The organism is Collinsella sp. AM38-1BH, assembly GCF_003467545.1.
GTDB lineage: Bacteria > Actinomycetota > Coriobacteriia > Coriobacteriales > Coriobacteriaceae > Collinsella.
In genome coordinates, this window is record NZ_QSHC01000006.1 from 77716 (window position 1) to 98801 (window position 21086).

Below are 21086 nucleotides of genomic sequence, written 5' to 3' on the forward strand. Positions count from 1 at the left end.
ATACGCTAGTCCTTGGGCGTCCAGGACCAGAAGAAGTTAATAAGGGCCACACGCGAGGCGGTATCGGTCTTCTTGTTGATTGAGGAAATGTGGCGATAGAGCGTGGAGCGCGAAAGGAAGAGCGTTGTGGCGATGTCCTGAACGCTCTGGTCCGAAACGACCAAGACCTCAAGAATATCGCGCTCGCGCTCTGTAAGCCCAAAGGTGGCGACGAAAGCATCGAGGCGTTCATCGGACGTGAGCTCCGCTGCCTCCACGGGCTCGGGGTCGGAACATGTGGGCGCAAGATCCCCACCAAGATCGTCGGTGGCAAGCGGCAGGCCATCCTGCATCACGGCATCATCGGCTCGTTGCCCCAACTGCCCCAGCAGCGTAATCGCAATGCCCACAAACATCACGAGCGCCGCACCGACCGCAGCCAGCACGTTTTGACTCGAGATGATCGCCACCGCCGGCGCCGTCACGAGCATCGAGCACACGTTGTTGACGACGCGACCCATGCACGGCCAAAAATATGACCAGCGCGCATAGAGCGAGACGGCGGCGAATTTTGTGGTAAAGAACACCACGAAAAAGCCCGAGCCCAGATAAAAGATGATCGTGGCAGCAAGCTCGTTGCCGCCATTGCCATCGACGATGAGCACAAAGAACGAAAGCGTGGACAGTATGGCGGCGCATGTCATGCCGATATTCATATACGAGCGGCCGTGCAGGTCAAATAGTGCGCCAGCGACCAACGAGCTCACGACAAGCAGCAGGCGCGGCCAATCGCCCAAATCGACGGCTCCGACAGCATGCAGGGTCGTGAAGCCCGCGTTGAGAGCGGCGAATACGCTGGAAAGATACGCCGTCGCCACGGTCAGGCGAACTACGGCGCGACGGAATGCCGCCTTTGCCTCGGGATCGTCATGCCACTTGGCGCCATATTCCAGAGCATCTACCGAAAGCCCGGCAGCACTGGGTTCAAAGTTGGGATCGGACTCGTCGCGCAGCTTGGCGCATCGGGCACCGTGGAGCAACGCCACCTGCGCGATCGCACAGACGACCAGAACAGCCTGCTGAGGAATGCCGACAGGCATCACCATGTGGTTGAGAACCTGCACCAGAACGCCCATGGCGTAAGAAAGTGCGGCGGCGCGCGCCAGGCAGGGCGTCTGCGCAAAACGCCGCGCAAGATTGGCATGGGCGGTCGATCCGCAATAGCCCAGGGCGCAGCACGCCACCAGGCCGCCGGCAATTACTACCTCAAACCGCACTGCCGTAATCATCAGCAGCAACGCCGATACCAACAGCACGCCTGTAATATCGCTCGTCGCATCGATCGTCTGGGGAAGGCGATAGTACAGAAATGGGCGCACGAAAAAGCCAATCACGCTCGCGCCGACAACGATGCTCTCGTAGATGACGACCTCACTCGATGGCACGAACTCGGCTATGCGCACATCAAAAAGATACTCGCACGCCAAAAACGTGAAGAAGAACAGCGCCAGGCATATAATCTCCCGAATGCCCCGACGCAAATATGCGGTTGTGTCTCCCATGCCCCTCATGGTTAACCCCCAGCAGCTCAATTGTCTGGAAATCTATTTTAATAAAGAACCAGTCTCAATATCGAAGCCAGGCTCGAAATGCTGCCAATTCGACCCCAGTCATCCACATCACGCCGCGATTTTGAGCCGCATGGACCAGAAGGGACACGCGCAACGCCACTTCCTTGATGGGCATCCCGATGCGAACGCGCCCGGCAAGCATTAACTGCTCGCCGGGCGCCTGGGCTAGGACGTTATAAAGCAGGACTTCCGAAACGCGACGGTCAGGTCCGCCTCCTAAGGGCCTGAGGTGCTCAAGATTGGGAGCGACAAGCCCGACGAAGCGTACTTTAGGTACGCGAGGAGGGTTGGAGCCTCAAGGTTGAGTACCTCAGTGCCCTTAGGCCAAATCTTCGCCGTTGGTGGCGATAACCTTCTTGTACCAGTCGAAGCTCTTCTTTTTGGAGCGCTTGAGGGTGCCGTTGCCCGCATCATCGCGGTCCACATAGATAAAGCCGTAGCGCTTGGACATCTCGCCCGTGCCGGCAGACACCAGGTCAATCGGGCCCCAGGTGGTGTAGCCCAGCAGGTCAACGCCGTCCTCGGTCACCGCATCGCGCATCGCGGCGATATGCTGGCGCAGGTAGTCGATACGGTAGTCGTCGTTGATGGAACCATCCTCCTCGACAACATCCTTGGCGCCCAGGCCGTTCTCAACCACAAACAGTGGCTTCTGATAACGGTCGTACAGGTCGTTGAGCGTAATGCGGAAGCCCAGTGGATCGATGGCCCAGCCCCACTGGCTCTCCTGCAGGTAGGGGTTCTTGGCGCCGGCGAAGGCGTTGCCCTGGGTGCGCTCGACATCGGGGTTATCGGCACCGGCGGAGCAACGGGTGCTGTAATAGCTAAAGCTGATGAAGTCGACGGTGTTGGCGGCCAGGATCTCGCGGTCCTCGTCCGTCATGCCCACATCGATACCCAGACGCTCGAGCTTCTTGACGGCATAGGCCGGGTAGTAGCCACGGCTCTGAACGTCGACGAAGAAGTAATTGTCCTGATTGTCGAGCTGCGCCTGGCGCACATCGCCCGGACGACAGCTGTAGGGGTAGTAGCTACCTGCGGCGAGCATGCAGCCAATCTTGACCTCGGGGTCGATCTCGTGGGCAATCTTGGTTGCCCAAGCGCTGGCAACGAGCTCGTTGTGGGCGGCCAGGTACTCGACAGCCTCCTTGTTCTCGCCCTCCTCAAAGACCAGACCGGCACCCATAAACGGCAGGTGCAAGATCATATTGATCTCGTTAAAGGTAAGCCAGTACTTCACCAGACCCTTGTAGCGGGTAAAGATTGTGGTCGCGAGGTTCTTGTAGAAGTCGATGAGCTTACGGTTGCGCCAGCCGCCGTACTCCTTGATGAGGTGAATCGGACAGTCGAAGTGCGCGATGGTCACGAGCGGCTCGATGCCGTGCTTTTGACACTCGCGGAATACATCCTCGTAGAAGGCCAGGCCAGCCTCATTGGGCTCGGTCTCGTCGCCGTTGGGGAAGATGCGGGTCCAAGCCAGGCTCATACGGAAGGTCTTAAAGCCCATCTCGGCAAAGAGAGCAATGTCCTCTTTGTAGTGGTGATAGAAATCGATGCCGGTCTGCGCGGGATAGTAATAGCCGTCCTCGAAGTCGAGCATTTTACGCTGGCCGGAGACCACCGCATAGCGCTCGGGGCCGTGCGGAGCCACGTCCACGTTGGCAAGGCCGCGGCCGTCCACGTTATAGGCGCCCTCGCACTGGTTGGCAGCCGTCGCGCCGCCCCACAGAAAGTCTTTACGAAAAGCCATGCATCGATCCTTTCATACGCTGCTTGTCGTGGTTTCAGTATCCCCGCAAATAGGGCCTCGCCCAACGACAGCGACGCAGGCCGACACTTCTTTTCGCACACGGCGGCCCGGCAGCCGCCCCCGTCTGACACTTTCTGATACCGCCGCCCCAAACCACCACAAAGGGGACAGGCACCTTTGTGGCGGCTTGGGCCCGGTTTGTCTCGATCTGTAACAGGTAGAGACGATTTAGCCCGCTAGATGTTACAGATCGAGACAGAAGATTCTAGTCGCAGGTGATGTCGAGGTTTTGCCGACGAGGCCTACGTAACCGCCTTCGCTCAGCAATTCATTTGACTGAATAGGAAAGAAAGGAAAAAATAGGAAAAAAAGGAAAGGAGACTTATGACTGAAACCATCTTCTCCCCCTCATTTGGAAATCGCCCGTCCTATCTGGTGGGTCGCGGGAACGTGATTTCGACATTCATCTCCGGTCTTGAGCAGGAGCCGGGCAATCGAGACCGAGCCATGCTCATGCTCGGCCAGCGAGGCAGCGGCAAGACGGTTCTTCTGTGGGAACTTGCCGACCGCGCACGCAAGCTCGGTTTTGTTGTCGCCACACCCACCGTAGCCTCCGAAGATATGCTTGAGCGCATTGTTGAAAAAATCCAAGAAGCAGGCGAGCCTTATGTCAGCAAGCGTCATCTCCCCAAACTTTCTGGCGGTAGCTTGAGCGTCTTCGGCTTCTCAGCCGGTCTCGAGTTCACACGCGATGTGCAGGAGACCAAGAGTTTCCAGTTCAAACTCACGCAGCTGGCGCGCAAGCTGACCGAGCAGGGGCACGGCATCCTCATCCTTATCGATGAGCTCCAAGCTAATTCACCTGAGATTAGACAGCTCGTCACCGCCTATCAAGAGCTGGTCGGTGAGGGACTCAACGTCGCGCTTGTTATGGCAGGTCTCCCGGGAGCCGTCTGTGCAACGCTCAATGACCGCGTGCTGACATTTCTCAACCGCGCTCGCAAGGTCACGCTCGAACCGCTTTCAGTCGGAGATGTCGATGCCTATTATCAGCGGGCTTTCGAAGAGCTCGACCTTGATATTCCAGGCGATCTTCGCCTCCGTGCCGCTCGCGCAACCCAAGGCTCGCCCTATATGCTGCAGCTCATCGGCTATAACATCGGCAATCGCTGCAAGACAGGAGAACACGTAACGCCAGAGCAAGTCGACGGAGCTATCGAAGCGTCAAAAGCCGATTTCGAAAACGATGTTTGTGAAACGACGCTCGCCGCGCTATCGGACCAAGACGTCGCGTTTCTCGACGCAATGACTGATGACGAAGACGCCGTTTCGCGCATTTCCGATGTAGCGAAACGTATGTCAGTCACACCCGACTATGCGCAAAAGTATCGCCGGCGCCTCATCGACGCCGGCGTAATCGAACAGGCGCGCCGCGGTTACGTGCGTTTCGCCGTTCCATATATGGCTGACTATCTGCGCAGCCAACTCTAGGCAGCCACCACAAAGGGGACAGGCACCTTTGTGGCGGCTTGGGCCCGGTTTGGCTCGATCTGTAACAGGTAGGCCGTCGAAACCGAGCCTGGTGTTACAGATCGAGATTGTTCGGTCTGTCCCCTGCAGTTTGTCTAAATCTGTAACAGGTAGAGACGATTTAGCCCGCTAGATGTTACAGATCGAGACAGAAGATTCTAGTCGCAGGCGATATCGAGGTTTTTGCCGATGAGGCCTACGTAGCCGCCCTCGGCAGCCTTGGGGCTGTCAGCATGGCAGAGAACCCACTTGTCGGCCTTCCAGTAGCAGTAGCTGTCACCGGCGGTAGGCATGTCGGTTGCGGCCTCGGGGCGCGGGCCGTTGGTGCCGGCGGGAAGCGCCACCATCACCTGGAAGCCACCGTCGTCGACCATGCACGGCGTGTAGTGGAGCGTGGTGTTGAAGACCTCGACAACCTTGCCCGCCGGCACGCAGAACGCCTTGACGCACGCGGTATCGAGCTTGCCGTCCTCGATCTCCCAGCGATGCGCCACGAGCAGGATAAAGTCGCGCGCGCCCAGGTTGAACTCACTCGCGCGGTGGTACTCCAGGCAGTTGAGACGCGTGTTGTGGCCGTTGCACCAGCCGAGCTGGAAGGGACGGCCACCAAACATGAGAAAGCCCAGTTTATCGGCATCCTTGACGCCCTCGAGCTCCGGCGCACTTGCAACGTACTTGCTGCCCTCGGGGATGGGCGCGGCAGAGAGCGCCTCGAGCACGGGCGACGTGAGCTCAGACGGAACGTCATCCCAAACGTTGCCATAGGATTTGAACTCGGGATCGTTGACAGAGTAGATATGCATGTTCACTCCTGTTCGTAAATGTGACTATACGAACATTCTAGAACAAACATGAGCGATTTTGAACGCTCACCCCGACCAATCAACAAAAAGGCGCCCCCGCATAAGCGAAGGCGCCCAATGCGCGCGTTTTGGACGACAAAGCCCTTACGCCTGCTGATAGTGCAGATGCTTCTCGTCGATATCGGCCAGGTCGCGGTCGAGGTAGCGGCGCGCAAGCCAGTTGGCCATGGGGAGGTTCTGGTCCAGGTAGTTACCGCATTCCTCGGGAGCGGCACCGGGGACATCGCCCTCGAAGCCGGCGACAAACTCAAACAGCTCGCGGACGAGCGGCAAGACCTTCTCGCTCGTCAGCTCGCCAAAGACAACCAGGTAAAAGCCCGTGCGGCAGCCCATGGGGCCAAAGTAGACAATGCGGCTCGACCACTCGGCATGATTGCGAAGGAACGTCGCGCCCAGGTGCTCGATGGTGTGGCACTCGGCCGTGTTCATGACCGGCTCCTTATTGGGCGTGGTCAGGCGCAGGTCAAAGGTGGTAACGGCGGCGCCGGTCGCCGGATCGCGGTCGATGCGGCTCACGTACACGCCGGGCTCAAGCAGCAGATGGTCAACGGAAAAGCTCGCGATACGCTCCATGGCAGTTCCTCTCGGTAGTTAAATTGGGACGGGGCTCTTTTAGCTGGTTCGAATGGTCGCACCAATCATACCAGTCAAAAAAGCCCCGCCCCAAATGAGCTGCCTAGGACGGGGATCAATGAGTTTTTTATCCCCGTCCCAGAAAAATCCTTGGGCGCCGCGCAGCCGCCTAGGCAGTGTATGCAATTGTGGCGTCGACAGCATGGCGCCAGCCGGCGATCTTTTTGGCTCGCTCGTCGGCAGGCATGGCAGGCTCCACGATGCCGCGGGCGCCGTAGACGTCAACGACATCGCGCGTGTACATGCCCAGCGCAATGCCGCAGGCCCAAGCCGCACCCAGGCCGCTCATCTCGTCGTTGCTCGCAATGCGGATGGGCGAGCCGACCAGGTCGCTCTCAAACTGCATCAGGTACGCGTCGCGCGTGGGACCGCCGTCAACACGAAGCTCGGCCAGTGCCGCGCCCGAATCCTCGACCATCGCATCGATCACGTCGAAGATCTGATAGGCGATCGACTCGTCGGCGGCCTTTACGAACTCCGCACGGCCCGTGGTGCGCGTCATGCCAAAGACGCAGCCCTCGGCATCGCTCGCCCAGTGCGGCGCGCCCAGGCCAGTGAACGCCGGCACAAAGTAGACGCGGCTCGCCGGATTGGCGGCGTAGCACAGGTCGGTGACTTCCTCGGGATTGTTGATGAGCTCCAGGTCGTCGCGCAGCCACGTCTTGACGGCGCCGGCGTAGCTCACGTTGCCCTCGAGCACATACTCGGTCACACCGTCCATACGCCACGCAAGCGAGCTCGAAAGCCCGTGCGAGCTGGCGACGAACTCGTCGCCGACGTTCATCATGACCGAGCTGCCGGTGCCATAGGTCGCCTTTGCCATGCCGCGGCTATGGCAGCCCTGGGCAAACAAGGCGGCATGGCTGTCGCCGAGCACGCCGTGAATGGGCACGGGCGCCGGCAAAAAGCCGCCCAGGTTCGTCATGCCGAACAGGCCATCGGAATCGGTCACCTGCGGCAGGCAAGCCGAATCGACGCCAAAGGCCTCGCACACCGGCTCGCTCCAGCAGCCACGGCGCAGGTCAAAGAGCTGCGTGCGGCTGGCATTGGACCAGTCGCAGCGAAACTCCGCGCCGCCCGTGAGCGTCCAGACCACCCAGGCATCGATGGTGCCCAGGCACAGCTCGCCCGCCGCAGCGGCCTCGGCAGCCGCGGGAACGTTCGCGAGGATCCAGGCCATCTTGCCCGCCGGGTAGTAGGGCGAGAGCACCAGACCCGTCGTGTCGCGCACCAGCTCGGCCACGCCTTCGCGCGCAGCAAGCTCGTCGCACAGCTCGCGGGCGCGGGCGCACTGCCACACCACGGCGTCGCACAGCGGCTCGCCCGTCGTGCGCTTCCAGGCAACGGTAGTCTCGCGCTGGCTGGAGATGCCGATGCCGGCGACGTCGGCCGGATCGACCCCGGTCTCCTCCACCACGGCGCGCGCCACGGCCAGCACGTTAGCGGCGATCTCGGCTGGATCATGGCTCACCCAGCCGGCCTCGTTGACAATCTGGCGATGCGGGCGATCGGCACGATGAATCAAATGGCCGCCCTCGTCCACCAGCAGCGCCTTGGTGCCCTGCGTGGATTGATCGATTCCGATGATGTAGCGGCCCATGGCCACCCCTTTCAAAACGAATGTGACAAAGGGGCGGTCCCTTTGTCACATTCCAGTTACTCTGCGGGAAGGAACTCGGCGACCGTCTTTGCGATTCCCTCGCCCGTCAGGCCGTAGTGCGCAAAGACCTCGGGGCTCGTGCCGGTGATGACCGGCGCATCGGGCAGGCTCAGGCACTTGACCGGACGCGGGCAATGCTCGCCCACGACCTGCGCGACCATGGAACCCAGGCCACCGAAGGGGCTGTGCTCCTCGACGGTCACGACGGCGCGCGTGGCACCGGCGGCCTCGATCACGGCCTCGGCATCGAGCGGCTTGACGCAGTACATATCGAGCACCGTTGCCGAGATGCCCTGCTCGGCCAGCAGATCGGCGGCGTCCACGGCATGGCGGACCATCTCACCGGTGGCGACAATCGTCACATCGGTGCCGCGGCGCACCCAGGTGGCGCGATCCATCTGGAACGGGCACTCGTCCTCAGTGTACACGTCCTCCACCGGGTTGCGGCCCACGCGGATGTAGGCCGGCTTGTTGTCGGCGACCAGGGCACGCACGAGCTCGGCGGTCTGGAAGCGATCGCTCGGCAGATACACGCGCATGTTGGGAATCGCGCTCATGGCGGCGATATCCTGCGCGGAGTGATGGCTCATGCCTAAGGCGCCGTAGGACACGCCGCCCGAGATGCCGATGAGCTTGACGTTGGTGTTGGAGTACGAAACGTCGACCTTGCACTGCTCATACGAGCGCGTGGTCACAAAGGACGCCGGCGAGGCGGCCCAGGCCTTCTTGCCGCACGAGGCCATGCCGGCGGCGATGCTCACCAGGTCCTGCTCGGCAATGCCGACCTCAACGGACTGCTGGGGATACTGGTCAAAGAACGGCGTGAGCGATGCAGAGCCGCGGGAGTCGGAGCACAGGACGACGATGTCTTTATCGGTTGCGGCGGCCTCGAGCAGCGTGTCGCAGATAGCCTTTCGGTTGGCGATCTTGTTAGCCATTGATGGCCTCCTTATGGGCAGCGAAATCGGCGATGATCTGGGCATATTCCTCATCGTTGGGCAGGTGATGATGCCAGGCGGCCTTGTCCTCCATAACCGGCGAGCCGTAGCCCTTCACTGTGTTGAGGATGATGACCGTGGGCTTACCCTTGGTCTCGGCGGCCAGCGTCAGCGCGGCGTCGATGGCCTGGACGTCGTTGCCCGGAATGGACAGCACGTTCCAACCGAAGGCGGCCCAGCGCTCCTCCTGCGAGTCCTGCTTCATGACGTCCTCGGTGCTGCCGCTGATCTGCAGGCGGTTGCGGTCCACGAGCGCGCACAGGTTATCGAGCTGGTAGTTGCCGCCGCTCATGGCGCCCTCCCAGACCGAGCCCTCGGCAAGCTCGCCGTCGCCCATGATGGTGTAGACGCGGTAGCCGCGGCCATCCATCTTGCCGGCAAGTGCCATGCCCACAGCCACGGGCAGACCGTGACCCAACGAGCCCGAGTTCATCTCGATGCCCTTGAGCTTGTTGTTGGGGTGGCCGATGTAGGGGCTGCCGAACTTGGAGAAGCGGGCCTTGACGTCATCAAGGTCAAGATAGCCCTCGTGGCAGAGCACCGCGTAGTAGGCCTCCATGGCGTGGCCCTTGGAGAGCACGAAGCGATCGCGGTTGGGATTGTCGACGGTCTCGGGCGAAATGTTGAGGTGGTTGGCGTAGAGGGTCATCAGCGCATCGATGACCGACATGTCGCCGCCGATGTGCCCGCCGGCGCCAGCCATGATGATATCGACGCAATCGCGTCGAAGGTCCCAACGCAGGGACTCAAGCTCTTCGATAGTTGCCATTTCTACTCTCCTCGCAGGTAAGCTTTGACGTCTTCTTCGATGGGGTCGTACAGGTCGGGGGCAATGCCAATGTACTTGCACGCCTCGTAGAGCACCGGCACCACGTTGGCGTGAATGGCGACGCAGTGGTGGATGTAGGGACCCTCGACGATCTTGGCCTCGAGGCGCTTGAGGTTTTCGACCTCGACCCACAGGTAGGTGCCCATGCCGGCCGGGCCGTCGATGCCGCGAGCGTTGCCCAACAGCAGCGAGTACTCGCCGTTGTCGCCGTCAAAGCGAGCAAGGGTGAGGTCGCCGTGCTTGGCCTCGGCCGTCAGCGCGCCGGGGTGATCGAAGGCCAGCGGGTAGGTGAGCTTGGGCTTGACGGCCGCGCAGCTGCAGGGCCAGGGGCCGCAGTGCTGCAGCAGCTCGCCGTTCTCGTTATCGGGATGGCGCACGGTCCAGTCGGCGAACATGCCGCGGTGGCGGCCCAGGTCGGCGGCCTCGACCATCAGCGCAGTGATGGCGCCATGGATATCGGTCTCGCACACGACGGGGATACCCATCTCGTTGAGGATAGCGTTGGCGGCGCAGGGCATAATGCCCAGCTCGTCCTGCAGGGCGTTCCAGCATTGGATGGCACCGGCGTTGCAGCCGTACTTCTCGACCAGGCGCTTCATGGCGATGGCAAGTCCTGCGACCGCGGGGACCTTGTCCTCGGGAATGCAGATCTCAAAGCTGTCGTTGATGTGGGCAAGCATGGCGGCCATGGCCTGCTCGTCGGCCTGGGCGTCGCGCACAGCCTGGACAAGCTCGGTCATGGGGATGGGCGAAAGCTGGATGTTGAACTTCTCGAGCAGCTCGCCCTCGTTGCACATGGTCGACCAGAAATCGAACGGACGGGTGGCCATCTGCAGGATGCGGGTGTGCTTGAAAGTCTTGACCACGTTGCACACGGCCAAAAAGTCCCAGACACCGCGCTCGAACTCGGGATCGGTCAGACGGCAGTTGGTCATGTAGGTGAAGGGAACCTGGAAGCGACGCAGGACCTTGCCGGTGGCGAACAGACCGCACTGGCTATCGCGCAGACGGGTGCCGTCGGGCTCGGGGCGCTCGTCGCGCGGACCCCACAGCAGCACGGGCAAGCCGAGCTCGCGGGCAAGGCGGGCGCAGACATACTCGGTACCAAAGTTGGCGTGGCAGAGCATGATGCCGTCGACGCCCTCGGCGCGGAACTTCTCGACGATAGGCGCGATATGGCTGTCGTCGAACAGCAGGCCCTCGTCGTTGATGTCGTCGATATCCACAATCTCGACGCCGATCTCGCGCAGGCGATCAGCCGTAAGGCCGCGATACTTGATCGCGTCCGGCGCGCTAAAGATGCTACGGCGCGTGGGCACAAAACCGAGCTTGATCTTGTCCATGTACGTCCTCCCCTAGTCACATGTTCAGTAAACAGACGCATGTTTCGTTTTGTTCTGTTTACTAAATGTTTTACTCTTCTGTTTAGAAGTTTAGCGCGAAATACCCGTAGACGGTAGAGAAATCAGCCTAAACGGTATGTAAACAATCTGAACATACAAGGGAAACAAAAAGAGGACCCCGAAGGATCCTCTTCTGAATGGCACTATGTTAACTGCCCTAGCGAGCTTTGGCACGCTGCAGGCAATGCCGTCTCCGCCTAGATTTCGCGCACGCTCTGGCGCTCGACAAAATAGGTCGACACGGCCGTTTTGCAGGTATAGCTCTTGGGATTGCGGATGTTACCCACCAGACGGCGCACCGCGATCTCGCCCACCTCGTGTTTGGGAACATGCACCGTGGTGAGTGGCGGGTTGGAGAAGGCGCCCAGAGATAGGTCGTCAAAGCCGATGATCGAGACATCCTCGGGCACGCGAATGCCGTGCTCGTTGAACGCGCGCATGGCACCCACGGCGAGCACGTCGTTCTCGGCAAAGAAAGCCGTCGGCAGGTCGTCGCGTGAGACGCTGTCGAGCCATGCACCCATATCGCGATAGGCACCTTCGAGCGTGGTGCCCAGCGTGACGCGCCATGCCGGGTTTGCCTCGAGGCCCGCATCCTCAAGTGCTTGGCGATAGCCGCGCTCGCGGTCCTTAAAGTTGCGGATACGAAGGTCGCCCGCCAGATAGCCGATTTGCTTGTGACCTTTCTCGATAAGGTAGTCCACGGCACGCAGCACCGAATCGGTATTGGCAATGACCACGGCATCAAAGTACTGGCGGTCGCTCCAGCCATCGAGCACAATCAGGTGGGCGGCGGCGTTAGCGAACAGGGCGTAGTCCTCCTCGCCCAACTCCGTACCCATTAGTACAATAGCGGCGGCCGGATCGGCAATCAGGCCCTCGACCTGCGGACGCACGGCGTCTAGGTCGCTAAAGTCGAGCGAGACAAAGCTCGTGCTCATGCCGTGGCGACGCGCCTGGCGCTCCACGCCCTCGATGACCGCGGGGTGGAAGGTGCTCTCGTCCAGGATGGCGCCCGTCTTGCGCGCGAGCACAAACTGGATGCTCTCGAGCTGCGTCGACTGCTGATAGCCGAGCGACTGCGCGCACTCCAGGATGACTTTGGCGGTCTCCTCGCTCACGCTGCGCTTGCGGTTGAGCGCGTTGGACACGGTTGCGGGCGAAAAACCGGTGATGCGGCTGATCTCGCGAACACTTGCTTTGGCCATTGTTCCCCCTAGCAACGGTCGTGGCGGAGCATCGTGGCCTGACCGCCCCGTGACTCGACAACTAAACGACCGCAAATTCAATCTAAACAGAATAGTAAATGTTTAATAGCTAGTTTAGCCTGTTGTCAAGCGAAGCGACGCGACTATTCCCCCAACGGGCGTATTTACTCGGTAGCTAAAAAAGCCCGTCCCAAATTGACTACATGGGACGGGGCGTGAAAATCATTTAGCCCAGGACACGAGCCATACGGGCCTTGAACTCGGACAGGAAGCGCGGGGCGTCCACGGTGAGCGCCACGAGCGCGCTCTTATCCGGATCGGACAGACGGTGCTCGTCACAGATAGTGCGGCCGCGGTACTCGCCCAGCAGGTCGACACGAAGATTGCAGCCGAGCGCACCCACGAGCGTGGGATCAATCGCCACGGCAACCGCCAGCGGATCGTGCAGCGCGCAGCCGCCCAGGTAGGGCGCGTTCATTTCGTACGAACCGATATAGTGCTCGACCATGCTCGCAAACGCGCAGCCAGCCATAGTGCCCGAGCCCGTCCAGCCGGCAACGTCGCGACGTGTGAGCACCACGCGGTGCGTCACATCCAAGCCCACCATGGTGAGCTTGCGGCCCGAGCGCAACACGGCGTCGGCAGCCTCGGGGTCGCCCGCCATGTTGGCCTCGGCGCCCGCGCTCACGTTGCCGGGCACGGTAAGCGCACCGCCCATCACGACCACGCGGCCGATGGACATCATCGCCGCCGCATCGCGCTCCAGGGCAAGCGCCAGATTGGTGAGCGGGCCGGTCGCAACGTAGACCAGATCGGGACCATAGGTACGCGCGGCATCAATCAGGTAATCGACCGCCGCATTGCCATCGGCCGACGTCGCGCCCACTGGCTCGTACGGCGAGGCGGGCACGCTTGCGCCGCCAATACCGTTCTTGCCGTGGATAAGCGTGGTGGACGCCGGCGGCGTGTAGGGTTCGGTCGCCTTCATGGGACGATCGGCGCCCAGGTACACCGGCACCTCGGGACGACCCAACAGGTCGAGCACCGCCAAGCAGTTGTGCGCCGACTGCTCGACGCGCACGTTGCCAAAGCACGTGGTGATGCCCACGAGCTCCACCTCGGGGCTTGCGATGGCATAGGCGAGCGCCATCGCATCATCCACACCCATATCCAGATCAAGGATCAGCTTCTTGGTTGCCATTGTTCTACTCCGCTTCTCCGTCTACATCCAAACCGTCTAAACCAAACTTGTGCTCGACTTCCGTACGCGTGGGAATTGATTGCTGAGCGCCCAGGCGCGATACCGTCACCGCCGAGGCGCGAGCACCCGCGGCCATGCACTCAAAGAGCGGCAGACCCTCCAGACGAGCTGCAGCAAGCGCACCAATAAACGTATCGCCCGCGGCCGTCGTATCGACCACCGCGCTCGAAAGCGCCGGCATGCGCAGCGGCTCACCGCCATCGCCGAGCGTAACCGAGCCGGCGCCGCCCAGCGTGATGACCGCGGCGCCGGCGCCCTTGTCGAGCAGCGCATTGAGCGCGGCGACGCAGCTCGCATCATCTGTGGGCAGAATGCCCGTCAGCATCTGGCACTCGGTCTCGTTGGGGCAGACCAAGTCGACCGCAGGCCACGCTCCTGCCGGCAAATCGCAGGCGGGCGCAGGGTTAAAGACCGTATAGAACCCCAGCTCGTGAGCGCAAGCAAGCGCCCCGGCCGTCGCCGCAAGGTCACATTCGCCCTGGGCGATAAAGACGCCGCCAGCAGCCGGGGCAATCTCGCTGGCATCGCCGTCGAGCTCGTCGGCCACCAAGCGCCTCAGTGCGCGGGCAACGTCCTCGCCCGCAAGCGCATGGTTGGCGCCCGGCGACAGCACGATGCGGTTGTCGCTCTCGCAGCGAATGATAGTCGCGGTACCGGTCTCCACGTCATCGCGACGCGCCACGAACTCAACGCCCACGCCGGCATCCTGGAGCCCTGCCACGAGCGCATCGCCAAAGGTATCGCGCCCAACAGCGCCGATCATGCATGTGCGCGCACCCATGCGCGCAGCGGCGACGGCCTGGTTAGCGCCCTTGCCACCAGCGTTGGTGATAAAACCGCTGCCACCGACTGTCTCGCCCGCACGCGGCATGCGCTCGCACGCCACCGAAAGGTCCATGTTCATGCTGCCGAACACCGCAACGATGCTGTGATCCGCCATGGAAACCTCCTCGTCTTCAGGCTTTGCGCCCACCGTCGACCAACGATTGTGCACTCTCGCACCCCCTATAACTTTAGTCCACTTTGATGTGGACGCGCGCTTGAGCTTACGCCAGCAGCAAGCATTCACAGGGGCAGGCAGCTACAATGAATACGTGCTGATTATTCTCGTCATTGGATGATGTTTTATGGAACAATTCTCGCAATCGGGCTCGCGCGGTCGACGCCGCACGGGCAACGAGCCGGCGCCGCACGAACGCGTGAAGGGCGAACGCCGTGCCAACGAGCCGCGACGCACCGCGAGCCCCCATCGCGCTTCTGCCAACAACGCGGGCCGCGCCAACACTCCCGCCGCGGAGCAGACGCCTGCTCGCCCCAAGTCCCGCTACATCCCTGCCCTTGACGGCCTGCGCACGCTTGCCGTCGTCGCAGTGGTGCTCTATCACCTCAACCTCACGTGGGCTCAGGGCGGCCTGCTTGGCGTCACGATCTTCTTTGTGCTTTCGGGCTATCTGATCACGCGCTTGCTGCTCAACGAAGTCGCTAAGACCGGCCGCATCGACCTCAAGAGCTTCTGGATCCGCCGCATCCGTCGCCTGGTCCCCGCCGTGGTAACGGTAGTGTTCGTGACCTGCGCGCTGTGCACCATCTTTAACCACGTGATGCTCACCAAGATGCGCCCCGACATTCTGCCGTCGCTGCTGTTCTTCAACAACTGGTGGCAGATTGCCCAAAACGTCTCGTACTTCAATGCTCTGGGCGATCCCTCGCCGCTTACGCACTTTTGGTCGCTCGCCATCGAGGAACAATTCTACCTGGTTTGGCCACCGCTGCTGTTTGCCATGGTGTCCATGCATGTGAGCAAACCCAACACGCGCCGTGTGGTCCTGGGACTCGCAGCGGTATCCGCCCTTGCCATGATGGTGCTCTACAACCCTGCCGCCGACCCCAGCCGCGTGTACTACGGCACCGACACCCGCGTCTTCTCGCTGCTGCTGGGCGCCTGGATGGCCTTTATCCCCGATCGCGACCTGGCGCCGGTGCGTCTCGCTCATCGTTTGGGGCTCAATCGCCTGGCTGGCGCCGCCAAGCACGGCAAGAACGCCGAGGGCAAGCCTAGCGAGAAGGCCGACAACGCAGCCGAGACCGTCCCGGCACAGCCGAGCGCCCTCGTGCGCTTTTGGTCCTCGCCCGCATCCATCGATGTGTTGGGCGTCGTGGGTCTGGTTGGCCTTGCCGCCATGGTCGCGCTCACCAACGGCTACACCGCGTTCCAGTATCGCGGCGGCACGCTGCTATGCTCCATCCTCACGCTCATGGTCATCGCGGCCTGCGTGCAGCCCCAGGGAATGGTTGCCCGCGCACTGTCCGCCGAGCCGCTCGTGTGGGTTGGCAAGCGCTCGTACAGCATCTACCTGTGGCACTATCCGCTACTGTTGCTCATGAACCCGGTCGCCAACATCAACGATACGCCGTGGTGGCAGTACATTTTGCAGGTGTTGTTGGTGGTCGCCGTAGCCGAATGTTCATATCGCTTTATCGAGACGCCGTTTAGAAAGGGCGCCTTTGGGCGCACCGTATCCGAGTTTCGCGACGGCGCCACCACGCCCGCCAACTGGGTACGCGCGCACGTCCCTGTCTGCGCAGCCTGCGCTGTCGTGTTGGTCGTTGCACTGGGCGGCCTGGTCTTTGTGCCCGAGACGTCTGCACTGAGCGGTGAGGGCGCCGAAGTCCTCAACAAGGAAGCCAAGAACACCGCGCCAACGGACCAACAGGCAGCCGACGACACCGACAAGGACAACGACGGCTTCCCCGATGGCTCCTACGACCTGTTGATGATCGGTGACTCCGTGTCGCTGCGCGCCGTTGATTCCTTTGACGGCGTGTTCCCGGACAGCCATATCGATGCCGAAAAGGGCCGCCAGTTTGATGCGGGCCGCGCGACATTTGAGGGCTATCTCCAACAGAACCTTGCCGGCAAGATCGTGGTCTTTGCACTGGGCACCAACGGCTTGGTAACCGACGACCAGATCGACGCCATCATGACCGATGCAGGAGATAAGCGTATTGTGGTGTTTGTGAACACGCGCAGCCCGCAGCCGTGGGTTGACTCTACCAACCAGGCCATCGCCAACGCTGCTACGCGCTACAAGAACGTGCGCGTTATCGACTGGTACGGATACAGTGCCAATCGCAACGACCTGTTCGATGGCGATGGCACGCACCTGTCGACCACTGGCGTGACTGAGTACCTCAACTTGATCCACGATGCAGTCAAGAAGGACCTGCCCGTGCATCCCGAGGATCACGTCAACGATCCGCAGCCGGCGGCCGTCAAGTCTGCCACCGACGCGCTCGTCAATGCGCTCGCTCTCAAGCCGCACAAGCTGGGCACCGACAAGTAACCTGCAACGCAAACTTCCCACATCCGGAGGGGGTGCCTGCCACGGCAGGCACCCCCTCCGGCAGTTAGGGACGTTCCTTATGTGCCGGCACCTAGGGACACTCCTGACACAGCCGAGGAACGCCCTCCTTGCGACCGAATTCTGGGCACCTCGCCACCCCGAACGTTGTTTCCAAGCCCACACCCGCAGCAAACAACCCAAAATCACTCTTTTCGAGCCGGCTCCAAGAGGTCGTGGACAAAAAGGGGCAAATATGAGTACTGTTGCCATTTTAGTAGCAGGCAAAACCACCCAAAATGGCGCTCATGCGGTAGCGCGCGACCCTTTCAGTTGACCAGAATAGCCGGCTTAGGACTTGGAGACCCGCTTTTAATGAACAGATTCTTAGCTATGTTCATTATTTTCTTGGTCGTAAATGCTATCGGCCAGGCAACAGTACTCATATTTGGCATTTTTTGTCCACTCGCATATTACTAACCCCCTATAACAGGCAAAATACAGGCCGCAACCCATGGCAGCGGCCTGTTTGGAGTCCAAAAGAGACGCTAAGCGCTGTAGCCCATCGCCTGCAGGACAAACATGACGACCGTCAGCACCGTAATCACGGCGATAGTCGCCCACGTGAGCACGTTCCACACGCGACCGTTGCGGTTGGCACCCATAATGTGACGGTCGGCGGCGATAACCACCTGGAACACCAGAACCACGGGCAGTAGCACGCCATTGATGACCTGCGAGGTCATCATAATCTGGAACAGATCGACGCCGGGCATAAGCACCAGCACGGCAGAGATACCGATGATGGCCGTAATGATGCCGCGATAGACCGGGGCCTCGTCCCAGCTGCGGTCGGCACCGCGCTCCCAGCCAAATGCCTCGCAGATGGCACTCGACGTAACGCCCGGCAGCACGCAGGCAGCCAAAAAGCTCGCTGCGACCAGGCCCGAGGCAAACAACACCGTGGACCACTGGCCCGCGATGGGCTCCAGCGCGCGGGCGGCATCGGCGGCATCGCTAATCTGAATACCCGCCGGGAACAGCACCGTACCGGTCGTGATGATAATGAAGCCCGCAATGATATCAGCAGCAATCGAACCGCTCACGGTATCAATACGCTGCAGCACGATGTCGTCCTCGCCCGCATTCTTATCGACCACGTTGTTCTGAGCCAAGAAGATCATCCACGGTGCGATGGTGGTACCGATCGTTGCGACCACGAGCGACACGTAGCTGGGGTCGTTTTGAATATTGGGGACGACCAAGTCGACCGCGACCTCGCCCCAGTTGGGGCCGGCCATAAACGCGGCGACGATGTAGGTCACGAACACGCAGCTTACCAGCAGCAAAATCTTCTCGATGCGCTGGAAACTGCCCGACATGGTAAGCATCCACACCAGCAGCGCCACGAGCGGCACCGAAATGCTCGCCGGCACGCCAAACAGGGCAAGTCCGCTCGCGATACCCGCAAACTCCGAAATGGTCACGGCCGTGTTGGCGATCAACAGCGCCGCCATGGCCAGCACGCTCTTGCGCACGCCAAAGCGCTCGCGAATGAGCGACGCCAGGCCCTTACCCGTGACGCATCCGCAGCGCGCCGCGGTCTCCTGCGTCACGATGAGCAGCACGGTCATGACGGGAAGCATCCAGAGCATCTTGTAACCATAGCTGGCGCCCGCGCTGGAATACGTGGCGATGCCGCCGGCGTCATTGCCCGAAAGCGCCGCCAACAGACCGGGGCCCATGGCGCCAAAGATGGCCGCAATGGTCAGCTTTTGCTTGGTGCTCGCCTTTTGCTTCGTGTTTTGCACGCGACCACCTAACCCATGACTGACATGGTGAGCAGCACCGCGGCGATGCAGTACGCCACACACGAAATCATGACGGCGATGACGTTCATGGCGGTACCCGATGTGTTAAGGTCGTGCTCATCGCGCCAGAACAGCACTATCAGGTAAATCACGGCGCTCATGTTGCCCACCAGGCAGATGATGGCGGCCATGTTAAAGCAGCCGGTAAAGAGCTGCTCCTCAAACATGGGCGCGCCGGGGAACGCGGCGGTGCGCACCAGCTGCGCGCACAGGTAAGTAACAAGCGAAAGGATCAGGCCCATACCCGTGCTCTGGAAGAAGAATCCCAGGTACGGTTTGGGCTCGTCGTCGTGACCGTCGTACTCGAGGAAGTAGTTCTTGACGAACGACACCATGCGCGAGGCAGCCAGCAGCACGAGCGGCATGGCGCACATGGGGAACACCACCAGATGCGCGGAACCCAGCGCCGTCCCCAGCACCGTCGCCATAATGCACGAGGCGATGCCCCACACGACGACCCAGTACTGACGATGCACGAACCAGCTGAGCACGTTCGTCGAGTCGTCCGACGCGCTATCGCCCGAGCCGACACCGGCGATCTGCAGGTCCTCCTGATGCTCCTCGGCGATAACGTCCATGGCGTCGTCGAAGGTCACGATACCCAGGATATGACGGTTCTCGTCGCAGACAGGGATTGCAACCAGGTCGTACTTGGTCATCTCGTCCGTCACGTCTTCCTGGTCCTCGTCGGGCGACACGTAGACCAGATCGCGATAGGCGAGCTGGCCCAGCGTGGCGTCGCGGTCGGCCACGATCAGCGTGCGCAGCGAAAGCACGCCCGTCAGCATGCCGCTCGGATCCTCGGTATAGACGTAATAGACGCTCTCAAAGTCCTCGTCGAGTTTGCGAATCGCCTCGATGGCATCGCCGACCGTCGCCGTGGCGGGCAGCGAGACAAACTCCGAGGTCATGATGCGGCCGGCGGTGTTGTCCTCGTAGCCCAGCAGATTACGAATCGCCTTCTCCTCCTTGACGCCCATCAGGCGCAGGAGCTTCTCGGCCTTCTCATAATCGAGCTCGTCGATCAGGTCGGCAGCGTCGTCCGGGTCCATCATGGCCAGCATCGACGATGCGTCGGTATCGGACAGGCCCTCGAGCATCTCGGTCATGAGTTCGTCGTCATCGAACTCCGAGATGGCCTCGGCGGCCTGTGCCGTATCGAGCTGGGCGAACACCTGCGCGCGCAGGCGCGGATCGAGCTGCTCGATGATGTCAGCAATGTCGGCAGGATGCAGCTCGCCAAGCGTCTTGTGCGACACCGAGAGCTGGATGTTCTTAGTCGAGCGATCGAGCAGGTCCATATAAGACCAGGCGATAATGTCCTCGCTGAGCGGCTTGCCCAGGTGCTTCATAAAGCCCTCGACGACGTGCTCGAGCGCGGGGCTGATTGCACGCAGCAGGCCGCGGACGCCGACCTCGGCACCCAGCAGGCGCAGCTGATTTTCGCCCGACATGGAGAACTTGATGTCGTTGACGCGCACGACCTTCATGCCCTGCGTGTCGACAATCTGTTTGTTGAGCACGTCGCGCGCGAGCAAGAGTTCAGTCGGCTGCAGGTACGAAAAACGGATTTCGGTGGCCGACGTCTTAAGGTGCACGCCCGTCTCGTCGATACGGTCGACCCATTTGCGCCAGCTGATCATAAACGGCGTCTTGCCGGGACCACGGAACGCGAGGGACGTCACGTGCGGAAAAACTTCGCCGGTTGCAATGCCAAAATCGTTCACAACGCCGAGTTTTTCGCCATCGACGTCCAAGACCGGCAATTTGAGCATCTCACTCAGATAATTCAATGGTGCTCCCCATCATTATTCCTGCGGACCGCGTGACCATGCCGGCACGCAATCCGTGGACTTTTAGACATGTATACGCATGCGCGGGCGGCACGCCGCTCGGCGCTCACACCCCGTGCACGCGCAGAAAGCACCTGCATGGGGTCATCGACTGTATGGTCGAGGTTTGGATTTCACCTGTAACCTTTCTCTTGACCCTCATTAACCGCAGTAACTATAGCATCAGCATCGCGCTGCGGCACCGAATTTATGCGCTGCACATTGCAGGCATACCAAACCCTTGATTCTCATCTTCATTGCAACAGCCTCAGGACTCAGCGCAACGCGTTGCGCTGA

The 21086-nt window shown here is 61.1% G+C and carries 15 protein-coding genes; 2 read left to right on the top strand and 13 right to left on the bottom strand.

Features of this window, described 5'->3' with window-relative positions; genetic code table 11:
• Positions 1 to 5: 5 nt before the first annotated feature.
• Positions 6 to 1550, bottom strand: a complete 1545-nt coding sequence (locus DW870_RS04115; RefSeq protein ID WP_117848348.1) for a helix-turn-helix domain-containing protein — start codon at positions 1548 to 1550, stop codon at positions 6 to 8.
• 379 nt (positions 1551 to 1929) lie between these two features.
• The gene (locus tag DW870_RS04120) at positions 1930 to 3360 is read right to left on the bottom strand and encodes a 6-phospho-beta-glucosidase (RefSeq protein WP_117848349.1); all 1431 of its coding nucleotides are present in this window, start codon (positions 3358 to 3360) and stop codon (positions 1930 to 1932) included.
• A gap of 384 nt (positions 3361 to 3744) precedes the next feature.
• On the opposite strand from DW870_RS04120, the gene DW870_RS04125 reads away from it, so the two are divergent.
• A complete protein-coding gene (locus tag DW870_RS04125) occupies positions 3745 to 4851 on the top strand; it encodes an ATP-binding protein (RefSeq protein WP_117848350.1) in 1107 nt (368 codons plus the stop codon).
• Between the two features lie 197 nt (positions 4852 to 5048).
• On the opposite strand, the gene DW870_RS04130 is transcribed toward DW870_RS04125, so the two are convergent.
• The 9 genes from DW870_RS04130 to DW870_RS04170 all read right to left on the bottom strand — a co-directional run bounded on the left by DW870_RS04130 (position 5049) and on the right by DW870_RS04170 (position 14685).
• Positions 5049 to 5693 (bottom strand): DUF4867 family protein, encoded by a 645-nt coding sequence (locus tag DW870_RS04130; protein WP_117876934.1) that lies wholly within the window; start codon positions 5691 to 5693, stop codon positions 5049 to 5051.
• A gap of 144 nt (positions 5694 to 5837) precedes the next feature.
• Positions 5838 to 6326, bottom strand: coding sequence for an S-ribosylhomocysteine lyase (locus DW870_RS04135; RefSeq protein ID WP_117848352.1), 489 nt, complete (start codon positions 6324 to 6326; stop codon positions 5838 to 5840).
• Positions 6327 to 6495: 169 nt separating this feature from the next.
• Entirely contained in the window at positions 6496 to 7986 is a 1491-nt protein-coding gene (locus DW870_RS04140) for a glycerol kinase GlpK (protein WP_117778710.1), read from the bottom strand.
• Between the two features lie 56 nt (positions 7987 to 8042).
• Positions 8043 to 8984, bottom strand: a complete 942-nt coding sequence (locus DW870_RS04145; RefSeq protein WP_117876936.1) for a transketolase family protein — start codon at positions 8982 to 8984, stop codon at positions 8043 to 8045.
• Positions 8977 to 9813, bottom strand: coding sequence for a transketolase (locus DW870_RS04150; protein WP_199573597.1), 837 nt, complete (start codon positions 9811 to 9813; stop codon positions 8977 to 8979). The genes DW870_RS04145 and DW870_RS04150 overlap by 8 nt, the downstream gene beginning before the upstream one ends.
• Before the next feature lie 2 nt (positions 9814 to 9815).
• Positions 9816 to 11216 (bottom strand): L-fucose/L-arabinose isomerase family protein, encoded by a 1401-nt coding sequence (locus tag DW870_RS04155; RefSeq protein ID WP_117876938.1) that lies wholly within the window; start codon positions 11214 to 11216, stop codon positions 9816 to 9818.
• 257 nt (positions 11217 to 11473) lie between these two features.
• Entirely contained in the window at positions 11474 to 12484 is a 1011-nt protein-coding gene (locus DW870_RS04160) for a LacI family DNA-binding transcriptional regulator (protein WP_117876940.1), read from the bottom strand.
• A 226-nt stretch (positions 12485 to 12710) separates the two neighbouring features.
• Positions 12711 to 13685, bottom strand: a complete 975-nt coding sequence (locus tag DW870_RS04165; RefSeq protein WP_117564514.1) for a nucleoside hydrolase — start codon at positions 13683 to 13685, stop codon at positions 12711 to 12713.
• A gap of 4 nt (positions 13686 to 13689) precedes the next feature.
• A complete protein-coding gene (locus tag DW870_RS04170; protein WP_117876942.1) occupies positions 13690 to 14685 on the bottom strand; it encodes a ribokinase in 996 nt (331 codons plus the stop codon).
• A gap of 187 nt (positions 14686 to 14872) precedes the next feature.
• On the opposite strand from DW870_RS04170, the gene DW870_RS04175 reads away from it, so the two are divergent.
• The gene (locus DW870_RS04175; RefSeq protein WP_117876944.1) at positions 14873 to 17089 is read left to right on the top strand and encodes an acyltransferase family protein; all 2217 of its coding nucleotides are present in this window, start codon (positions 14873 to 14875) and stop codon (positions 17087 to 17089) included.
• A 545-nt stretch (positions 17090 to 17634) separates the two neighbouring features.
• Here DW870_RS04175 and DW870_RS04180 read toward each other — a convergent pair.
• Together DW870_RS04180 and DW870_RS04185 are read right to left on the bottom strand one after the other, a co-directional pair.
• Complete coding sequence (locus DW870_RS04180; protein WP_117640528.1) at positions 17635 to 18831, bottom strand: Nramp family divalent metal transporter; 1197 nt, start codon at positions 18829 to 18831, stop codon at positions 17635 to 17637.
• A gap of 74 nt (positions 18832 to 18905) precedes the next feature.
• Positions 18906 to 20750, bottom strand: a complete 1845-nt coding sequence (locus DW870_RS04185; protein ID WP_117876946.1) for a magnesium transporter — start codon at positions 20748 to 20750, stop codon at positions 18906 to 18908.
• Positions 20751 to 21086: the final 336 nt, after the last annotated feature.

What these genes read in the sequence shown, in the direction of transcription:
- DW870_RS04115 (WP_117848348.1), bottom strand. Translation starts at nt 1,550, where the DNA reads ATGAGGGGCATGGGAGACACAACCGCATATTTGCGTCGGGGCATTCGG.
- DW870_RS04120 (WP_117848349.1), bottom strand. Translation starts at nt 3,360, where the DNA reads ATGGCTTTTCGTAAAGACTTTCTGTGGGGCGGCGCGACGGCTGCCAAC.
- DW870_RS04125 (WP_117848350.1), top strand. Translation starts at nt 3,745, where the DNA reads ATGACTGAAACCATCTTCTCCCCCTCATTTGGAAATCGCCCGTCCTAT.
- DW870_RS04130 (WP_117876934.1), bottom strand. Translation starts at nt 5,693, where the DNA reads ATGCATATCTACTCTGTCAACGATCCCGAGTTCAAATCCTATGGCAAC.
- DW870_RS04135 (WP_117848352.1), bottom strand. Translation starts at nt 6,326, where the DNA reads ATGGAGCGTATCGCGAGCTTTTCCGTTGACCATCTGCTGCTTGAGCCC.
- DW870_RS04140 (WP_117778710.1), bottom strand. Translation starts at nt 7,986, where the DNA reads ATGGGCCGCTACATCATCGGAATCGATCAATCCACGCAGGGCACCAAG.
- DW870_RS04145 (WP_117876936.1), bottom strand. Translation starts at nt 8,984, where the DNA reads ATGGCTAACAAGATCGCCAACCGAAAGGCTATCTGCGACACGCTGCTC.
- DW870_RS04150 (WP_199573597.1), bottom strand. Translation starts at nt 9,813, where the DNA reads ATGGCAACTATCGAAGAGCTTGAGTCCCTGCGTTGGGACCTTCGACGC.
- DW870_RS04155 (WP_117876938.1), bottom strand. Translation starts at nt 11,216, where the DNA reads ATGGACAAGATCAAGCTCGGTTTTGTGCCCACGCGCCGTAGCATCTTT.
- DW870_RS04160 (WP_117876940.1), bottom strand. Translation starts at nt 12,484, where the DNA reads ATGGCCAAAGCAAGTGTTCGCGAGATCAGCCGCATCACCGGTTTTTCG.
- DW870_RS04165 (WP_117564514.1), bottom strand. Translation starts at nt 13,685, where the DNA reads ATGGCAACCAAGAAGCTGATCCTTGATCTGGATATGGGTGTGGATGAT.
- DW870_RS04170 (WP_117876942.1), bottom strand. Translation starts at nt 14,685, where the DNA reads ATGGCGGATCACAGCATCGTTGCGGTGTTCGGCAGCATGAACATGGAC.
- DW870_RS04175 (WP_117876944.1), top strand. Translation starts at nt 14,873, where the DNA reads ATGGAACAATTCTCGCAATCGGGCTCGCGCGGTCGACGCCGCACGGGC.
- DW870_RS04180 (WP_117640528.1), bottom strand. Translation starts at nt 18,831, where the DNA reads ATGGGCCCCGGTCTGTTGGCGGCGCTTTCGGGCAATGACGCCGGCGGC.